General features: G+C 63.5%; 19 protein-coding genes and 1 tRNA gene. 13 read left to right on the plus strand and 7 right to left on the minus strand.

The features are described from left to right. The first annotated feature begins 143 nt into the window (after nucleotides 1–143). The 5 genes from DOM41_RS16240 (at nucleotide 144) to DOM41_RS16260 (ending at nucleotide 6,262) form a co-directional block, all read left to right on the plus strand. A complete protein-coding gene (locus DOM41_RS16240) occupies nucleotides 144–1,454 on the plus strand; it encodes a DUF3100 domain-containing protein (protein ID WP_110687895.1) in 1,311 nt (436 codons plus the stop codon). A 105-nt stretch (nucleotides 1,455–1,559) separates the two neighbouring features. Further along, nucleotides 1,560–2,720 carry a M20 aminoacylase family protein gene (locus tag DOM41_RS16245; protein ID WP_245391883.1) on the plus strand — a complete coding sequence of 387 codons (1,161 nt, stop codon included), beginning with the start codon at nucleotides 1,560–1,562 and terminating at the stop codon, nucleotides 2,718–2,720. A gap of 32 nt (nucleotides 2,721–2,752) precedes the next feature. Next, nucleotides 2,753–3,682: an NAD(P)-dependent oxidoreductase gene (locus DOM41_RS16250; RefSeq protein WP_280951237.1), complete on the plus strand. Its 930-nt coding sequence runs from the start codon at nucleotides 2,753–2,755 to the stop codon at nucleotides 3,680–3,682. Further along, on the plus strand, nucleotides 3,679–5,238 hold the full coding sequence (locus DOM41_RS16255) for an aldehyde dehydrogenase family protein (RefSeq protein WP_110687898.1): 1,560 nt from the start codon (nucleotides 3,679–3,681) through the stop codon (nucleotides 5,236–5,238). Before DOM41_RS16250 ends, DOM41_RS16255 begins: the two co-directional genes overlap by 4 nt. Before the next feature lie 151 nt (nucleotides 5,239–5,389). Next, the gene (locus DOM41_RS16260; protein WP_110687899.1) at nucleotides 5,390–6,262 is read left to right on the plus strand and encodes a VOC family protein; all 873 of its coding nucleotides are present in this window, start codon (nucleotides 5,390–5,392) and stop codon (nucleotides 6,260–6,262) included. Nucleotides 6,263–6,294: 32 nt separating this feature from the next. Here DOM41_RS16260 and DOM41_RS16265 read toward each other — a convergent pair whose 3' ends face one another. Then, complete coding sequence (locus tag DOM41_RS16265; RefSeq protein WP_110687900.1) at nucleotides 6,295–7,212, minus strand: LysR family transcriptional regulator; 918 nt, start codon at nucleotides 7,210–7,212, stop codon at nucleotides 6,295–6,297. A gap of 292 nt (nucleotides 7,213–7,504) precedes the next feature. On the opposite strand from DOM41_RS16265, the gene hmuQ reads away from it, so the two are divergent. The 3 genes from hmuQ (at nucleotide 7,505) to DOM41_RS16280 (ending at nucleotide 9,602) form a co-directional block, all read left to right on the plus strand. Continuing rightward, nucleotides 7,505–7,831: a heme-degrading protein HmuQ gene (gene hmuQ, locus DOM41_RS16270; RefSeq protein ID WP_110687901.1), complete on the plus strand. Its 327-nt coding sequence runs from the start codon at nucleotides 7,505–7,507 to the stop codon at nucleotides 7,829–7,831. After that, entirely contained in the window at nucleotides 7,832–8,476 is a 645-nt protein-coding gene (locus DOM41_RS16275; RefSeq protein WP_110687902.1) for a cell wall hydrolase, read from the plus strand. 106 nt (nucleotides 8,477–8,582) lie between these two features. Next, a complete protein-coding gene (locus DOM41_RS16280; protein WP_280951238.1) occupies nucleotides 8,583–9,602 on the plus strand; it encodes a DUF1853 family protein in 1,020 nt (339 codons plus the stop codon). Here the strand turns inward: DOM41_RS16280 and DOM41_RS16285 are convergent. After that, nucleotides 9,508–10,428 (minus strand): DMT family transporter, encoded by a 921-nt coding sequence (locus DOM41_RS16285; RefSeq protein WP_245391885.1) that lies wholly within the window; start codon nucleotides 10,426–10,428, stop codon nucleotides 9,508–9,510. The genes DOM41_RS16280 and DOM41_RS16285 overlap by 95 nt on opposite strands. 29 nt (nucleotides 10,429–10,457) lie before the next feature. Between DOM41_RS16285 and DOM41_RS16290 the strand changes: the two genes are divergently transcribed. Next, nucleotides 10,458–10,946: a DUF6314 family protein gene (locus tag DOM41_RS16290; RefSeq protein WP_110687904.1), complete on the plus strand. Its 489-nt coding sequence runs from the start codon at nucleotides 10,458–10,460 to the stop codon at nucleotides 10,944–10,946. A 112-nt stretch (nucleotides 10,947–11,058) separates the two neighbouring features. Here DOM41_RS16290 and DOM41_RS16295 read toward each other — a convergent pair whose 3' ends face one another. Next, nucleotides 11,059–11,217 carry a YqaE/Pmp3 family membrane protein gene (locus tag DOM41_RS16295; RefSeq protein ID WP_110687905.1) on the minus strand — a complete coding sequence of 53 codons (159 nt, stop codon included), beginning with the start codon at nucleotides 11,215–11,217 and terminating at the stop codon, nucleotides 11,059–11,061. Nucleotides 11,218–11,389: 172 nt separating this feature from the next. Next, complete coding sequence (locus DOM41_RS16300) at nucleotides 11,390–11,632, minus strand: hypothetical protein (protein ID WP_110687906.1); 243 nt, start codon at nucleotides 11,630–11,632, stop codon at nucleotides 11,390–11,392. 286 nt (nucleotides 11,633–11,918) lie between these two features. Between DOM41_RS16300 and DOM41_RS16305 the strand changes: the two genes are divergently transcribed. The 4 genes from DOM41_RS16305 (at nucleotide 11,919) to DOM41_RS17980 (ending at nucleotide 13,326) form a co-directional block, all read left to right on the plus strand. Next, a complete protein-coding gene (locus DOM41_RS16305) occupies nucleotides 11,919–12,236 on the plus strand; it encodes a hypothetical protein (RefSeq protein WP_110687907.1) in 318 nt (105 codons plus the stop codon). Nucleotides 12,237–12,414: 178 nt separating this feature from the next. Beyond that, nucleotides 12,415–12,612: a hypothetical protein gene (locus DOM41_RS16310; RefSeq protein WP_110687908.1), complete on the plus strand. Its 198-nt coding sequence runs from the start codon at nucleotides 12,415–12,417 to the stop codon at nucleotides 12,610–12,612. A 100-nt stretch (nucleotides 12,613–12,712) separates the two neighbouring features. Then, nucleotides 12,713–12,859, plus strand: a complete 147-nt coding sequence (locus DOM41_RS17645) for a hypothetical protein (protein WP_188112423.1) — start codon at nucleotides 12,713–12,715, stop codon at nucleotides 12,857–12,859. 224 nt (nucleotides 12,860–13,083) lie between these two features. Continuing rightward, nucleotides 13,084–13,326, plus strand: coding sequence for a DUF1654 domain-containing protein (locus DOM41_RS17980; protein WP_157956967.1), 243 nt, complete (start codon nucleotides 13,084–13,086; stop codon nucleotides 13,324–13,326). A 103-nt stretch (nucleotides 13,327–13,429) separates the two neighbouring features. On the opposite strand, the gene DOM41_RS16320 is transcribed toward DOM41_RS17980, so the two are convergent. From DOM41_RS16320 to DOM41_RS16330, 3 genes are all read right to left on the minus strand, one after another. After that, entirely contained in the window at nucleotides 13,430–13,753 is a 324-nt protein-coding gene (locus DOM41_RS16320) for a YnfA family protein (protein WP_110687910.1), read from the minus strand. A gap of 152 nt (nucleotides 13,754–13,905) precedes the next feature. After that, nucleotides 13,906–14,436, minus strand: coding sequence for a DNA starvation/stationary phase protection protein Dps (dps, locus tag DOM41_RS16325; protein WP_110687911.1), 531 nt, complete (start codon nucleotides 14,434–14,436; stop codon nucleotides 13,906–13,908). Between the two features lie 376 nt (nucleotides 14,437–14,812). Next, nucleotides 14,813–14,886: transfer RNA gene (locus tag DOM41_RS16330), tRNA-Gly, on the minus strand. Nucleotides 14,887–15,131 lie beyond the last annotated feature (245 nt).

Below are 15,131 nucleotides of genomic sequence, written 5' to 3' on the forward strand. Positions count from 1 at the left end.
AAGGCCCACCCCGTTTGCTTCTCAGTTGCGCGGTGCCTGTCAGCGCTCCAATTAATAGAACACCCGCCGCCTTTTATTCGACCGCACTCTCTCCCGATACTCGTCAGATTACCTCTCCACCAACAATAAAGAGGTCCTGTCCGATGAAACTCTCTCATCTGCTCGACTGGCGTCTGCACCTGCTAGTGGTCGTCGTCTCGCTCATCAGCGAAGCGATCGGCATTCTCAAGATCCCTCTCGGCCCCGGCACGCTGCTGCTACTGCCGCTGTTCTATGCCTTCATTCTCGGTGTACTCCTCAATCCGCACCTGTTCGCCGGCACCCAACGCTTCCTGCCGGAACGCATCAGCCAGGCGGCCACCCCGCTCATTCTGATCTCGATCATGCCCTTCATCGCCCGCTTCGGTTCGACGATCGGCCCGGCCATCGATCAGATCATCAGCGCGGGCCCGGCCCTGGTCCTCCAGGAGCTGGGTAACCTCGGCACCATGTTGATCGCCCTGCCCGTCGCGGTGGTCGTCCTCAAGATGGGACGTGAAGCGATCGGCGCCACGTACTCGATCGCACGGGAACCCAACATCGCGATCATCTCCGACAAGTACGGTCTCAAGGGGCCGGAGGGCGTCGGCGTCATGGGTGTCTATGTCGTCGGCACCATGTTCGGCACCCTCTGGTTTGCCCTGATGGCAGGCTATCTCGCCTCTCTTGGCTGGTTCGACCCGCGCGCACTGGCCATGGCCTGCGGCGTGGGCAGCGGCAGCATGGTCGCTGCCTGCTCAGGGGCGCTCGCCGGTGCGGTACCGGATCTGGCCGACGACCTGCTGGCCTTCTCCGGTGCGAGCAACTTGCTGACCTATGCCACCGGCCTGTACGTCTCGCTGTTCATCGCACTGCCCGTCGCCGAGTGGCTTTACCGTCGGCTGAGCGGCCGTGCGAAGCCCGACAGCGCGGGGCCGAAAAGCACGGCAAGCGAGGAGACGGCGACCCACGAGGAGGCCGAGCTGACCGCCGAGGAGCGACCCGAGACGAACCTCGGCAAGACCGCCGCCGTATTGGCTGCCGCCTGCGCCGTGGGCTGGATCGTCAACACGATCAATGGCGCCTCACTGATCGATGCCCTGCCGGGGATGCTGATCCTCTACGTCATGACCCTGCTCGGTCTGGTGGTCACGCGAGTCGCCCCGTTCTATCTACCGGGTGTCGCCTGGGTATCGCTGATCAGCATCGTGATGACGCTCCCCTTCTTCCCCGGTAGCGAGTGGATGGTCGAGCAGCTGGCGGCGGTCAATTTCCTGGCGATCGTGACGCCCGTGCTCGCCTATGCCGGCCTGGCCCTGAGTCAGCGCGAATTCACCATGTTCCGGCAGACCGGCTGGAAGCTCATCGTGGTCTCCCTACTGGTCTTCACCGGCACCTACATCGGCTCCGCCGCCGTGGCCCAGCTGCTGCTGTAACGCCGAACCCGACATCAAGCTTCAATGACTGCGCACCGGCCCACGCCGGTGCGTTCCCCTCCCGCGCGCCACTGTCGCCAGAGGGGGCTCAAATCAGGAGGCACCGTGACAACATCGTCCGTCTACCCCGACCCGACCACCCTCACCGATTGGCGCCGCGACTTTCACCGCCACCCAGAGATCGCCTTCGAGGAGCACCGCACCAGTGCGCGTATCGTCGAGATCCTGGATGAGCACGACATTGACTACGTCGCGGGCCTCGGCGGCGGCACCGGCGTGGTCGCGACCATCAACGGACGGCATGGCGCGGGCCGGAGCATCGGCCTGCGCGCCGACATCGACGCCCTGCCGATCGACGAACTCAATGACGTCGACTACCGCTCGACGACCCCGGGCCGGATGCACGCCTGTGGCCACGACGGCCACACCACCATGCTGCTGGGTGCGGCCTGCGCACTGGCCCGTGATCCCGACTTCGCCGGCACCGTCCACCTCATCTTCCAGCCTGCCGAAGAGAGTGAAGGCGGCGGCCGGGTGATGGTCGAAGAGGGCCTATTCGAGCGGTTTCCCATGGAGGCAGTCTACGGCCTGCACAACTGGCCGGGACTCGCCGTCGGTGAAGCCGCCGTTCACGACGGCGCGGTGATGGCCTCCTTCGATGTCTTCACCCTCAGATTGACCGGGCGCGGCTGCCATGCCGCCATGCCACACCTGGGCACTGACGTGGTGCTGGCCGCCTGCCAGCTGGTCAACCAGCTTCAGGGACTCGTCAGCCGAGAGACGCCCCCGCATGAGTCCGCGGTCCTCAGCGTCACCCAGTTCCACGCGGGCGATGCCTACAACGTGCTGCCGGAGACGGTGGAGCTGCGCGGGACGGTGCGCACCTTCGATGCCGACCTCAAGGCAAGGCTTGAGCAGCGCTTTCGCGATGCGATCGACGCCACCGCCGGCTTCCACGGGCTGAAAGCCGAGTTCGACTATCAGACACGCTACCCGGCGACGATCAACAGCCCGGTTCACGCCGCTCGCTGCGCCGAAGTGCTCGAAGCCCTGCCGGCCATCGACCGGGTGCATCGCGATCTCGCGCCGAGCATGGGCTCGGAGGATTTCGCCTTCATGCTCGAGCAGTGCCCCGGCGCCTATGTCTGGCTGGGCAATGGCGACAGCGCGGCGCTTCACAACCCCGCTTATGACTTCAACGATGCCATCGCGCCTTTCGGCGTTGCGTACTGGCAGGCACTGACGCGCCAGCTGCTGAGTGCCTGAAGCCCGGCTTCATCGACGTCTCTATAGCCATGATGCATCAGGAGAGTGATATGAAAATCATCGTCATCGGTCTGGGTCAGATGGGCGGTAACATGGCCGTCACCCTCGACCGCGCCGGTTTCGAGGTCGTCGGCAGCGACGTCTTCGAGGTCGCTCGCACCCGTCTCACCGAGCAGGGAGTGACGACCGCTGCCCCGGACGCACTCCCCGCGGCCGACATCTACCTGCTCTCGCTGCCGACCGCCGACCACGTGCGCGAGGTGATCGAGCGCTCACCGGGACTGCTCGACTCCGCCCCCAGGGGCAGCATCATCGTCGACACGTCCACCAGCGACCCGACGGTGAGCCGCGAGCTCGCCGCGAAGGTGATCGATGCCGGCCTCGAGTGGCTGGACGCCCCGGTCAGCGGTGGTCCCAAGGGCGCGGCGCTGGGCAAGCTCGGGATGCTTCTCGGTGGCGAGGTCGCCACGTTGGCGCGTGCCGCGCCGATGCTGGAAGCGCTTTCCGCCAAACGCACCCACGTCGGCGGGCCCGGCAGCGGCCATGTGGTCAAGCTGGCCAACAACTATCTCTGCGCCACCAACCTGATCGCGACGGCCGAAGCCGTCACACTCGCCGCCAAGGCGGGGGTCGATCCCGCGGCCTGTCTCTCCGGATTGAATAGTGGCTCAGGCCGCAGCGCCATCAGCGAGGTCAACTTCCCGGAGTGGATCCTGTCGGGCCGATTCGACTCGGGCTTCACCAGCGGCCTGATGCGCAAGGATCTTCGTCTGGCACGCGATGCCGCCGAGGGGCTGGGGCTGAATCTCGGTCTGCTGGAGCAGGTCGTCAGCGACTGGCACGCCGATCGCGAAAAGCCGGCGGATGCCGATGACTTCAACCACATCACATCGTCGATTCTGGCGCAGGCCAACATCGATTTCGCGCTTTCCCGCGCCAACGACGAGGAGACTTCCGCATGAACGCATTGAGCACTCAGGCACAGCAGAGTCTGCAGCGTCTTCTCACCCAGTTCGGCCTGTCGCTGGAAACGGGCGACACGCCGTGTTCCAACTGGATTGGCGGCGAGCTGATGGCGGGCCAGGGTGACGCCATCGAGCTGACCAACCCCGCCACTGGCGAGGCGCTGGTGAGCTACCGCGATGCCGGCGCCGAGCGGGTGGAGCGCGCCGTCGAGGCCGCCACCCAAGCCCAGACCGAGTGGATGGCGTTGACCGCCAGCGAGCGGGGACGGCGCATGAACGCCGCCGTCCGTCGACTGGAGGGCCACGAGGAAGCGCTCGCACAGCTCGAGAGCGTGGTCGCCGGCAAACCGATTCGCGACTGTCGCGGCGAAGTCGGCAAGGTACGCGAGATGTTCGAGTACTACGCCGGCTGGTGCGACAAGCAGCACGGCGACGTCATCCCGGTCCCCACGTCGCACCTGAACTACGTTCGACACGTGCCCTTCGGCGTCGTCGGCCAGATCACGCCCTGGAACGCACCGATGTTCACCTGTGCCTGGCAGCTGGCACCGGCGATTGCCGCGGGGAACGGTGTTGTCCTCAAGCCCTCGGAGCTGACGCCGTTTTCATCGGTGGTGATCGCCCGCCTGCTCGAGGGCGGCGGCCTGCCGAAGGGCTTGATCAACATCGTCAACGGCCTGGGGCCGACCACCGGCGCGGCGCTGACCGGGCACGACGGCATCAGCAAGCTGGTCTTCGTCGGTTCGCCGGAGAGCGGCCGGCTGATCGCCGAGGCCGGTGCCCGACGCCTGGTTCCGAGTGTGCTGGAACTCGGCGGCAAATCCGCCAACATCGTCTTCGGCGATGCCAAGCTCGATGACGCCGTCGCCGGTGCTCAGGCAGCGATTTTTGCTGCCGCCGGCCAGAGCTGTGTCGCCGGTTCTCGCCTGCTGATTCAGCGCGATCTGTTCGACGCCGTGGTCGAACGTGTCGGCCGCGCCGCCAGCCAGATCGCCGTCGGTCTGCCCGGTGAAGAGACGACACAGATGGGCCCGCTGCAGAATGCGCAGCAGTTCGAGCGGGTCACCCAGATGATCCAGCGCGCCCGCGACGCTGGCGCACGCATCGTCACCGGTGGCAAGCGGCCGGACAACCTGCCGGCGGACGCCGACGGCTACTATCTCGCGCCCACGGTCATTGCCGATGTCGACGCCTCGATGGAGATTGCCTGCGAGGAGGTGTTCGGTCCGGTAGTGGTCGCCCTGCCGTTCGATGACGAGGCCGATGCCATTCGCCTCGCCAACGCGACCCGCTTCGGGCTCGCCGGCGCCGTGTGGACACAGGACCCGGCACGGGCCCACCGTGTCGCCGGCCAGCTGCGTGCCGGTACCGTCTGGATCAACAGCTACAAGGCGATCAACGTGATGTCGCCCTTCGGCGGCTTTCGCGACAGCGGGTTCGGCCGCTCCAGTGGCCTCGACGGCTTACGCGAGTACACCGTCGCCCAGAGCGTCTGGGTCGAGACCGCGCCGGAGGCCAGTGTCGCCATGGGCTACGGCGACGGGAAGGCCTGACCGCCGACCTCGTCGGTCGCCTCGGTGCACCGCTTCTGCCCCAGGCAATGAAGCGCCGAGGTGAGCGCGGACGTCAGCGGCCGGCCCGACTCTGACGCTCGACGCATTTGCGCATACACTACAGAGGATGAAGACACCGGCGTGACCTCTCATGAGCTTCGGCATCGATCATCCTCTGCTGGCCGTCAACGATCTCCAGCGCGCGACCGACATGGCCCGCGCGCTGGGATTCAGCGTTACCCCACGCCATCGGCACCCGTGGGGCACTGACAACCACCTGCTGCTGTTCAGCAACAACTTCATCGAGCTGACCGGCATCGCCCGCCCCGAATGTCTCGACTATCAGGACGATAACGGCTTCCAGTTCGGCCGTTTGATCGAGGGGCGATTGAGCCGCCTCGGCGACGGCATTGCCCTGGTGGCGCTCGATAGCGACAGCATCCAGCGCGATCACGCACTGGCCGCGGCTCGCGGCTTCGCCGAGAACCGGCCGATCGTCTTTCGGCGGCTCGCCCGCCGGCCGGACCAGGGTGAAGAAGAGGTCAGCGTGGCGCTGGATATCTTCCATGACGCCGAACGTCCCTTCCTGACCCAGTTCCTCTGCCAGCAGCTGCGCCCGGCGCTGTTTCGCATCGATCCCACCCAGGAATCTCACGCCAATACGGCGACCTCGATCGCCGATATCTGGTACGTCAGCGACGACCCCGGCTACGACGCGAACCACTTTCGAAAGATTCACGGCGACCGTGCGGTGCGTCGGGACGGCGATGGCTGGACGGTGCATACCCTCAAGGGCGACTGCCACCTGCTGAATGCCGACACGCTGGCAGCACGGTTCCCGGTGCTAGAGGGTGTCGAGGCGGAGCCACCCCGCGCCGTGGCGTTGACCCTAACCTGCCGGGACCTGGACGCCGCCGTCGCTCACTGGAAGACCCATGAGATTCCCTACGTGCGCCTCAGCGAGCATCAGGCGGACATTCCCCCGGGGGCCATCGGTCCACTGCTGCGCTTCGAGCAGCGGTGAATCCGCTGTCCAACCGCACGGCGAAGGCGGACTCATTTAGCGGCATGGCGGAAAGCCTGCATCCAGCCGCTCAGATGACGCAGAAGCTTGAGACTCGCCTGTGGCTGGCGCCGTCCGACCCGGGTGATCATGTGCGCCTGGGAGTTCTGAAACGACTCACAGACCACCGGGCGGGCCACCACGCTGCCCGCCGCCACCTCCTGGGCGACGGCGAATTGCGGAAGTAGCGTCATGCCCATCCCGGCGACCACGGCCCGCCGGAGTACCGCCATCGAGTTGGTCTCCACGGCGATCTGGGGGTGCAGGCCGATCTGCTCGAAAGCGTCGTCGACGAGTCGCCTCACGCCATGCCCCACCTTCCACAGCGCCATCGGCGTCTCGCTGATAGCGGTGAGAGTGAGCGGCGTAGAGGATGCCGCAAGCTCATGCCCGACCGGCAGAACCGCCATCAACGGCTGGCCGCTGGAGGCCCAGAACCGGACCTGAGGATGCACCCGCTCATGGAACATGAGGCCGATATGCGCGCGATCCTCGACGACGGAGTCGATGATCTCATCGGTGCCGGCCTGCTCGATATCCAGGCGGATGCCCCGGTAGCGTTCGGCAAACGCCTTGAGCGGCGCGTCGATCAGGTCATTGATGAAGCCCTCGCCCACCACCAGCGAGATCGTGCCCGTCTCCAGACGCTGGTGCGCTTCCAGACGCGCGATGAAGTCATCGTCCAGAGCGCCTCGGCGGTGGCAGTACTCGAGCACCATCTCGCCGGTCGGGGTCGGCCGGATCCCGCGCGACGTGCGCTCGAGAAGACTCGCGCCAAAGGCGCTCTCCAGCAGAGCGATCTGCCGGCTGACCGCCGACGGGGCGATATCCAGTCTTGCCGCCGCCTTGCGCAGAGAGCCCGATTCGATCGTCACACGAAAATAGACCAGTCGTTGATGCGGGATGTCCATGGAAGCCGTTCGCAATATCAGTTTGGGCGAATTAGCCCATCGCGCCGGGTATACGTCAATACGACTGGCCCTCGATCGCCCGCGACTAGCGCGTCGCAGCCGATCCGATCGCTGTCGGTCACTCCCCCTTTAGGCGAGTCGGGAGATCGATTCGCTGCAGCGTGCTACGTTAAAGGCTTTGCCGGCTGCCGATAGCGTCACGCCGACCGCGTTAGCGGCTCGAATGTCACGCCGTCACCAGCTTCACTGACGTAGGCGCGCGGTGGCAGTGCCACCCTTCAGGAGCCTTGAGATGTTCATCGCAATGAATCGGTTTCGAGTCACCCCAGATCGCACCGACGAGTTCGAAGCCATCTGGCTTGAGCGCGAGAGCCACCTGCAGGGCCTGCCGGGCTTCGTGGAGTTCCACATGCTGCGCGGCCCGGAGGAGGAGGATCACGTTCTCTATGCCTCGCACACGATCTGGCGCTCACGCGAGGATTTCGAGGCCTGGACGCATTCGGAGGCGTTTCGCGCCGCCCACGCCAACGCGGGACAGAGCCGTCGCGAGGGGCTCTATCTCGGGCCGCCCAGGTTCGAAGGGTTCGACGTGATCCAGACACTGGGCGCAGATGCCTGAATGGTCGTTGCGCGCAGAACCTCGCCGATCCGTCGCCCGCGAAAGCGCTGGGCCCACTCGCTGCTGACGGCGCTACTGGTGACCGTATCGCTACCGAGCGCCCACGCCGACGACGCCGCTGAGATCGCGCTGGAGAAAGCGAACGCGCTGGAGCAGCGTGTCGCTGACGCCGAGGAGGTCACGCCCGCCAAAGCCGATGCCCGGCTGACGCTGACGGGCGTGCTCGCCGTCGACCCGAACGGCGCCGCGCCGCTCGAGGACGCCATCTCGTGCCTGGCTCGCTCGGTCTACTGGGAAGCCAAGGGCACCAACCGGGAAGAGATGGAGGCGGTGGCGAACGTCATCATGAACCGTCTGAGCAATACGCTCTTCCCCTCGACGCTCTGCGACGTGGTTCAACAGGGGTCGGAAAGCGGTCATTGCCAGTTCTCGTGGTGGTGCGACGGCCGACCGGACGACGCATCGGAACTCGACGAGTACGCCCTCGCGCTGGATGTCGCGCGTCAGGCGCTAAACGGCACCCTGCCGGACCACACTCGGGGGGCTCTCTTCTTCCACGATCGCAGTATCTCTCCAGGCTGGTTCTCCGAACTGCCAATGACCACGCAGACGCAGGAGTTCCGCTTCTATCGCCTCCCCGGCTGACGCCGCCCGTGCCGGCGAGCTGCCCGCGCCGCTCGGCCTGTTCCGGCAAGAGTCCGACGCCCTGAATCAGGACCTCGAGGCGCTCCATCGTCCCTGGGTTCGTGACATCGCGTGGCTGCTCCACGCCCCCGACATGACCGTGCCGGCCACGCTGATGTGCTCGGCGCCGGCGCTCGATAACGGCGTCGCCGGCAAGCCGACACTCGAGACACTGGGGCTGGCCGATGACGGGGTACGACGGGCCTGGCTGGTCGCGCAGGAGGTCATGGAGAGTGCGTTTCAAGCGCGGCTCGGCGCGCGGGGAAGCGCTCGACTCGGGCTCTACCACGAAGCGCTATGGCAGTGGATCCTGAGCCACGCCCCTCGGACGCGTCTGCTCGCTCACAACGTTGTGCTGAGAGAAGGCTCGCAGACACGCGGCGAGCTCGACCTGCTCTTCGCGCCCCGCCTCAGTCACACGGCATCGGCACCGCCGGCGATTCACCACGCGGAGCTTGCGATCAAGTTCTTTCTGGGCCTGGATCACGGGCCCGGTGATCGGCGTGATCGCGGACGGTGGATCGGTATCGGCAGTTTCGATTCGCTGGCGATCAAGACACACCGGCTGCTGCACCATCAGCTACCCATGGGTCACTCGGATCCCGCACGCGCCCATCTGGCAACGCTCGGCCAAGCATTCAGCTCGCCCGTGCCCCCCCGTCCTGCTCCTTCACTACGTCAGCACATCATCATGCCAGGCTGCCTCTATCATCCGTGGAACCGTCGATTACCCCTGCCCGAGGGGAGCGATGAGACGGTGATGCAGGGGCTATGGTGTCACCAGAGCGACTGGCCAGAGCTGGCCGCTGCTCTGCCGGCGACCGTGCAGATCGCGATCCTGGAAAAACCCCACTGGCTTGCGATCCAGTCCGAGCCTCGACTCAAGTTCGACACGTTCGAGAAACAATTGGCGACACACTTCGCGGACCATGGCTCACCGCTGCACTGCCGCCTGACCCTGCCGGACGGAGCCAGTGCCCGTCTGTTTGTCGTCAAGAACGGGTGGCCGTTGATGATGCCGCTGACGCCCCGGCATCTATCGGCTCGAGGTGGGTTGTCTTCCGGCGACGCGCCCAGCGCGCGTTGAGCCAGAGCGAGGCGCCGAGAATCATTGCCCCCAGCGCCAGGCGCACCAGATCGGCATCTCGATTCCAGATCACCAGATTGACCAGCAGACCGGCCGGGATGAGCACATTGTTCATGACGGCGAGCGTGCCGGCGTCAACGCGGCAAGCCCCCGTGTTCCAGAGAAAGTAACCGAGCCCCGATGCCACGATACCGAGCCAGGCCAGAACGACCCACTGTATCGCCTGGGTCGGTAACTGGGTGGCGTCGCCCAGCAGCCAGAACGCCGGCAGCGCCACGCAGAGGGCGCCGAGATAGAACCAGCCGAAGAGATGGCGATGCGCGATGTCGCCAGGCAGACGCGTGGAGAGATGGCGATAGCCCACCTGGCCGAAAGCGAAGGCGATGTTGGCACCTTGAACGACCAGAAAACCGAGCCAGAAGTCAGCGGTGATGCCGTCGTAGCGGATCACCGCCGCTCCGGTCACGGCGAGCACAGCCACGCCCAGGTAGCGCGGCGAGAACCGTCTGGCAATGCTGTCGTCGATCAGCGTGATGTAGACCGGCGTGAAGATCGTGAATAGCAGCACCTCCGGCACGCTCAGCAACAGAAAAGACTGATAGAAAAAGAGATACATGATGCCGAGCTGGATCGCACCAATTCCCATCAGTCCGAGACGAGCCCGCCACGAAATCGAGCGCGGTCGAAGCAACGGTAAGAAGACCAGTCCTGCCAAGGCGATACGCATCAGTACTGCAAAGTAGCTGTCGACCTGCCCGGAAAGATAGACTCCGATCAGGCTGTAGGAGAACGCCCAAAGCAACGTCACGCCGGTGAGATAAACCATACGCTGTTAACATACCAGGATTATAGAAGTTGACTGCCATTATACGTCTAAGCGAGACGCTGACCAGCATCGAGGCCTTCGAATTTTCGGCCACACCCGGCCAGTGTTCGAAAACCGGGTGGATGGGTGACGGCCATGGGGCCGTCACCGCATCACGCCAAGAAGACGAAATCCACTTCGTCGAAACGGGCAGCTTCTTGCTCGCGGGGCAGTCTCGCCCCGTCGCGATGCGCAACGTCTACCGCTGGCGGATCGGGCAGCATCGCATCACGCTCTCTCACGAGCGTCGAGGCGCCGACGCCGCGGTCGTACTTTTTGACCTGGTTGCCGACGGCGAATACCGATTGACCAGCGAGGCCGTCCACCAGTGCGCAGCCGATGCTTACAGCGCTCGGATTCTGCTAGGAGACGGCGGGTTCGATCTTCACTGGCGCATCTGCGGTCCCCGGAAGGACGAGTATCTGCACTATCGCTATCACGGTCGTGCCGCGCGGGGCGGCGGTCGCCAGTCGTCCTGACGACGCGCCGAGTCGATGCCCCCGCCGACGCGGGAGTATCTTGCCCTGACGCTTGGAGCCGCCGAATGAAAAACGGCTTCCCGAGGGAAGCCGTTCATTCATCTGCATCGGCTCAGCGCCGTGCGATAATCCAGATCGCGTGGATGATACCGGGGATGTAGCCCAGCAGCGTCAGCAGAATGTTGATCCAGAACTGCAGGCCGAGGCCGACCTGCAGGAACACGCCAACCGGCGGCAGGATAACGGCAAAAATGATGCGGATGATGTCCATGTAGCCTCCATTGCTTTATTTGACACCGCGGGAAGAACAATCCTTTGCGCTGCCTTGTCATCGTGATGTCGCGGGTCAGTGGCCCGCGCTCACCCCGAATTGATTTCGATCTGAACCTGAGCCCCGAACAGCATAGACGCGAATGGTGCGAGGCGCCGAAAATCGCTTGAATTCAAGACGTTTGCGCGTCGTCGTCGTGGCGCTGCCGTTTCTTGGTCACAAGGGAGTCGGAATTGCCGGCAAGCGCATCGTGGTGCCGCTCCCAGTCTTCCCAGTCATGCGGTGTGCCACTCCGTGGGCCATGTTTGGCCGCTTCCTGCGCCCGCGCCCACGCTTTCTCTTCGAGCGACTGTGGTTTGGCTTCGTCCCTATCGAGCGGGATGCCCTGCTTGGCGAGATAGTCTCTAGCGTTCATCGCACTGACCTCCAACGTTCGGCGAATCGCGTGAAAACGCGATTACACTCTATATGGCGCCAAATCACGACGATTTCAATGCCCTCTCCCGGCGTGATGGAGCGACCCTGCCCGCTTTCACCAATGGTCTGATCGTTCAGCAAAGGGCTTTTCATGCCCATTACTCCTGACTCGTTGCCCAAAGATCCAGCTCCGCCAAAAAAACCTCATTTAAATTTGGATTCTCAGCTAATTTACTAAACGGTTACATAAACTTCAGACGCTAACGCGTAACGGGGATATCAAGATGAAAAAACAGATCTTTGCAGCATCCGTAGCGACACTCTTTCTGGGTTTCGCGGGCAGCGCCTTCGCCCAGAGTACGGCCATGCAGGAAGCCTACGACGCGACCAGTGAGCCCCTGACTGCTGGCTCAGGGATCACCGCCGATGGCTCGATGATTGACGGCGACAACACCGGTCACAGCGAGGCGACCAATGCCTCACTCGACGCGATCGAAGCCGAGACTGGAGAAATGACCCAGATTGCCAATGCCGAGGCACTCGACGAGCTCAATGCCGAAGGCCAGAGCGTGCAGGCGGGAGAGTCGCTGAAAGCGCAGTAACGCGAGTCGAAAGCGCACAGGTTGGCGTCGACCATCGTGTCATTCGGGGCCCACTGGGCCCCGTTGCGATGAGGGTGTCGCTCGCCAGGCTGTCGGCTCGCGATCGACGCGTCGACTGAGTTCGAGGAAAGCCCCGTCAGTGGCTACGCTTGTCTCACAGTCCCTTCGGAATGCGATCATGAGCCAATACGTTGTACGGCACTCCACAATCAATGCCTCTCAGCAGGCGCCGGAATGGCTCGTGGTGGACGAACGCCACGACGAGGTGCCCGACGATCGCTGGATCCAGTCGCGTCATGCCTTCGAGGAAGAAGCGGAGATGGAGGCTGAGAGGCTCAATGGGGACGATGACTCCCCGATCGGTAGTGTCGACTGATGTTCGCAATCGATATCTCGCGCCGAGACGGCCGCGCACGATCCCTATTCTACGTCCGCCATCGACACGCCCGCTCATCGCACCTCACGGAGAAGCCATCATGAAGAAGATTCTTGGCGCCGCCATTGCCAATTGGTTTCGCAAACCGGAAAACCGGGAGAAGGCCAAGCAGACGGCCAAACGCGCTTACGAGGGTGTTCAACGGCATCGTGCCTCGAGGAACCCGAATAAACCGCCGAAGCGCTGAGGCTTCGGCACCCGCGACGGCAACTCGAACGCCCCTCTCCCGACGCTTTCACGCTTTCCCCCCTGGAACCTGGGCCAGAACCATCGCGCTACATGACGCGATATCTCGTTCGTCCGCCGGGTCGGCGTCAACTCCCGGCAACGGAACGGATTGCGCGACGCCCTCGACGACGCGCATACTGTATGCATGAACAGTAGAGTTGCCACCTGGCTCGCGGAGCAATGATGATCCTCTCTTTTCCCTCCCCCTATCAGCGCCTGAGCCACAGGGTCGACGCGCAGATCCTTCAGGCAAGCCATGAGCACCGTCGGCAGCTAGTCATTGCGCGAACCCGTCTCGAATCGGCGGATGACTGGACAGCTATGCTAAAGCAGCTCGAGAGGCAGAAGAATATTCGCGTGATCCCGATCAATACCCGCCATGCGCTACTCAGTTGGCGACATCACGCTGACAGAACCGCCTGCTAGACGCCCAAGGGGTGGTGCCGCCCTCTCTCGCCCAGAAGGATGACCCGAGGCGAAGTTAGCGGCCAGAGCGCGGTGAATTTGTGATACGACGGCTTCGGTGCGCTCACTGGCCAGGCGCCAACACGATGACCGCCATACCGGTGAGTGCGACGGACGCCCCGACAAGATCCCAAATAGAGGGGGTCACCCCGTCGAAAACCCAAAGCCAGACGATAGCCACGACGACGTACACCCCCCCGTAGGCGGCATAGACGCGACCGGCAGGTGAGGGGTGCAACGTCAACAACCAGACGAATAACGCAAGACTGGCGGCCGCGGGCACCAGCAGCCAGGCCGATTTTCCCTGTTTCAGCCAGAGATACGGGAGATAGCAGCCTAGGATTTCGGCTACCGCAGTGGCGAGGAATAGCGCCAAGGTCTTGATCATCAGCAGACTCGACTCTGGGAGGGTGCGGCTGGCCTTACACGGGTGACAACGTCTGCACGGAAGGCGCAACTGGCAGACGATGAAAAGGCGGACACAAAAAAACGGCGACGAGAAAATCGCCGCCGTACTTCTCACCTGACGCTAGACAAGCATTACTCCTGGAGATGCGCTTCGATAAACCACAGGTTGCTGTCCAGGGTTCGGGAGACTCCCGTCAGGAGATCCGAGGTGTCTTCATCGCCGAGCTCGTCAGTCTCACTAATGGACTTGCGCACGGCGTTGGCGACGCCGCCGTAATGATCCGCCAGCGCCTTGAAATGATCCTGAACCTGGTGGATGTCGCTCGGATAGGCTTTCAGGCTGGTGGCGTTGACCACATCCTGAGCCGTACCGTGAGCCGTGCCGCCGAGCTGGACCAGACGTTCAGCAATTTCGTCGACGTGGGCATCGACGGCCGTGCGGAAACCGTCGAGCATTTCGTGAACGCCAATGAACTGCAGCCCTTTGAGGTTCCAGTGTGCCTGCTTGATGGCCAGGGAGAGATCGATCGTTTCTGCCAGGCGCTCGTTCATCAGCGCAACGATCTTGGCGCGCTGATCCTCGGGAATGTCGATCCGGGTCGGGTAGAGGCTACCCGCGGCGGTTTTGGCGTCCTTGATGTTGCGAGTTTTTGCACTGCTCATGTGTCACGTCCTTCGTCACTACTCAGTGAAACGCGCCGGTCCAGTTCTCCACGGCGCCCCTGCGTCACATTTCTAATCTTGGTACGCAGGCGTCAGATATCAAGTCTGAGGCCGCCCAATTGCTAATAATCCTTAAGAAAACGGGATGCTGCTCGCTGGGAAGTCAGGTCCTCGAGCACCCGCCTTCGCGGCGCTTGATAGGGTCGCGCTTCGTGATGGCTGCGTGTATGGCTGAAATTGCCCCATACAATGGGCCGTACAGAACGGGCGTTGTTATCGCTAACTCTGTTCGAACGAGTCTGGATAGGGTAAGGCAGGCGTGGTGAGGTCTAGCAGGGATTTGGCAAGCGTGTTTGGACTCGTCTCAACACGTCATTGGAGCGGGTGAAGGGAATCGAACCCTCGTCTTAAGCTTGGGAAGCTTCTGCTCTACCATTGAGCTACACCCGCTGAGCCGCAGGCATGGTAAAGCCCGACACCACGATTTGGCAAATACCCGGGTGTAGAGAGGCGAGACCGATCGAGACCCAGGGTTCGATCTCGTGCCGTGAGAACGCGACTGACCGACCCAGCGACCGCAGTGACAGAAAAAATTCCCCGGCACGAAGCTCGGGGAATCAAGGATCTACAACGAACAAGGAGAATAAAAGGTCGAGGCCGCAGCCACTAGAGGTCATAACCGTCTCTTGCTGTAG

Source organism: Salinicola aestuarinus (assembly GCF_003206645.1).
In the GTDB taxonomy this organism is placed as follows: domain Bacteria; phylum Pseudomonadota; class Gammaproteobacteria; order Pseudomonadales; family Halomonadaceae; genus Salinicola; species Salinicola aestuarinus.

Coding starts and splice junctions, on each gene's coding strand:
- DOM41_RS16310 (WP_110687908.1), top strand. CDS start 12,415: ATGAGCCAATACGTTGTACGGCACTCCACAATCAATGCCTCTCAGCAG.
- DOM41_RS16275 (WP_110687902.1), top strand. CDS start 7,832: ATGGTCGTTGCGCGCAGAACCTCGCCGATCCGTCGCCCGCGAAAGCGC.
- DOM41_RS16300 (WP_110687906.1), bottom strand. CDS start 11,632: ATGAACGCTAGAGACTATCTCGCCAAGCAGGGCATCCCGCTCGATAGG.
- DOM41_RS16320 (WP_110687910.1), bottom strand. CDS start 13,753: ATGATCAAGACCTTGGCGCTATTCCTCGCCACTGCGGTAGCCGAAATC.
- DOM41_RS16255 (WP_110687898.1), top strand. CDS start 3,679: ATGAACGCATTGAGCACTCAGGCACAGCAGAGTCTGCAGCGTCTTCTC.
- DOM41_RS16305 (WP_110687907.1), top strand. CDS start 11,919: ATGAAAAAACAGATCTTTGCAGCATCCGTAGCGACACTCTTTCTGGGT.
- DOM41_RS16250 (WP_280951237.1), top strand. CDS start 2,753: ATGCATCAGGAGAGTGATATGAAAATCATCGTCATCGGTCTGGGTCAG.
- hmuQ (WP_110687901.1), top strand. CDS start 7,505: ATGTTCATCGCAATGAATCGGTTTCGAGTCACCCCAGATCGCACCGAC.
- DOM41_RS16265 (WP_110687900.1), bottom strand. CDS start 7,212: ATGGACATCCCGCATCAACGACTGGTCTATTTTCGTGTGACGATCGAA.
- DOM41_RS16240 (WP_110687895.1), top strand. CDS start 144: ATGAAACTCTCTCATCTGCTCGACTGGCGTCTGCACCTGCTAGTGGTC.
- DOM41_RS16285 (WP_245391885.1), bottom strand. CDS start 10,428: ATGGTTTATCTCACCGGCGTGACGTTGCTTTGGGCGTTCTCCTACAGC.
- DOM41_RS16295 (WP_110687905.1), bottom strand. CDS start 11,217: ATGGACATCATCCGCATCATTTTTGCCGTTATCCTGCCGCCGGTTGGC.
- DOM41_RS17645 (WP_188112423.1), top strand. CDS start 12,713: ATGAAGAAGATTCTTGGCGCCGCCATTGCCAATTGGTTTCGCAAACCG.
- dps (WP_110687911.1), bottom strand. CDS start 14,436: ATGAGCAGTGCAAAAACTCGCAACATCAAGGACGCCAAAACCGCCGCG.
- DOM41_RS17980 (WP_157956967.1), top strand. CDS start 13,084: ATGATCCTCTCTTTTCCCTCCCCCTATCAGCGCCTGAGCCACAGGGTC.
- DOM41_RS16260 (WP_110687899.1), top strand. CDS start 5,390: ATGAGCTTCGGCATCGATCATCCTCTGCTGGCCGTCAACGATCTCCAG.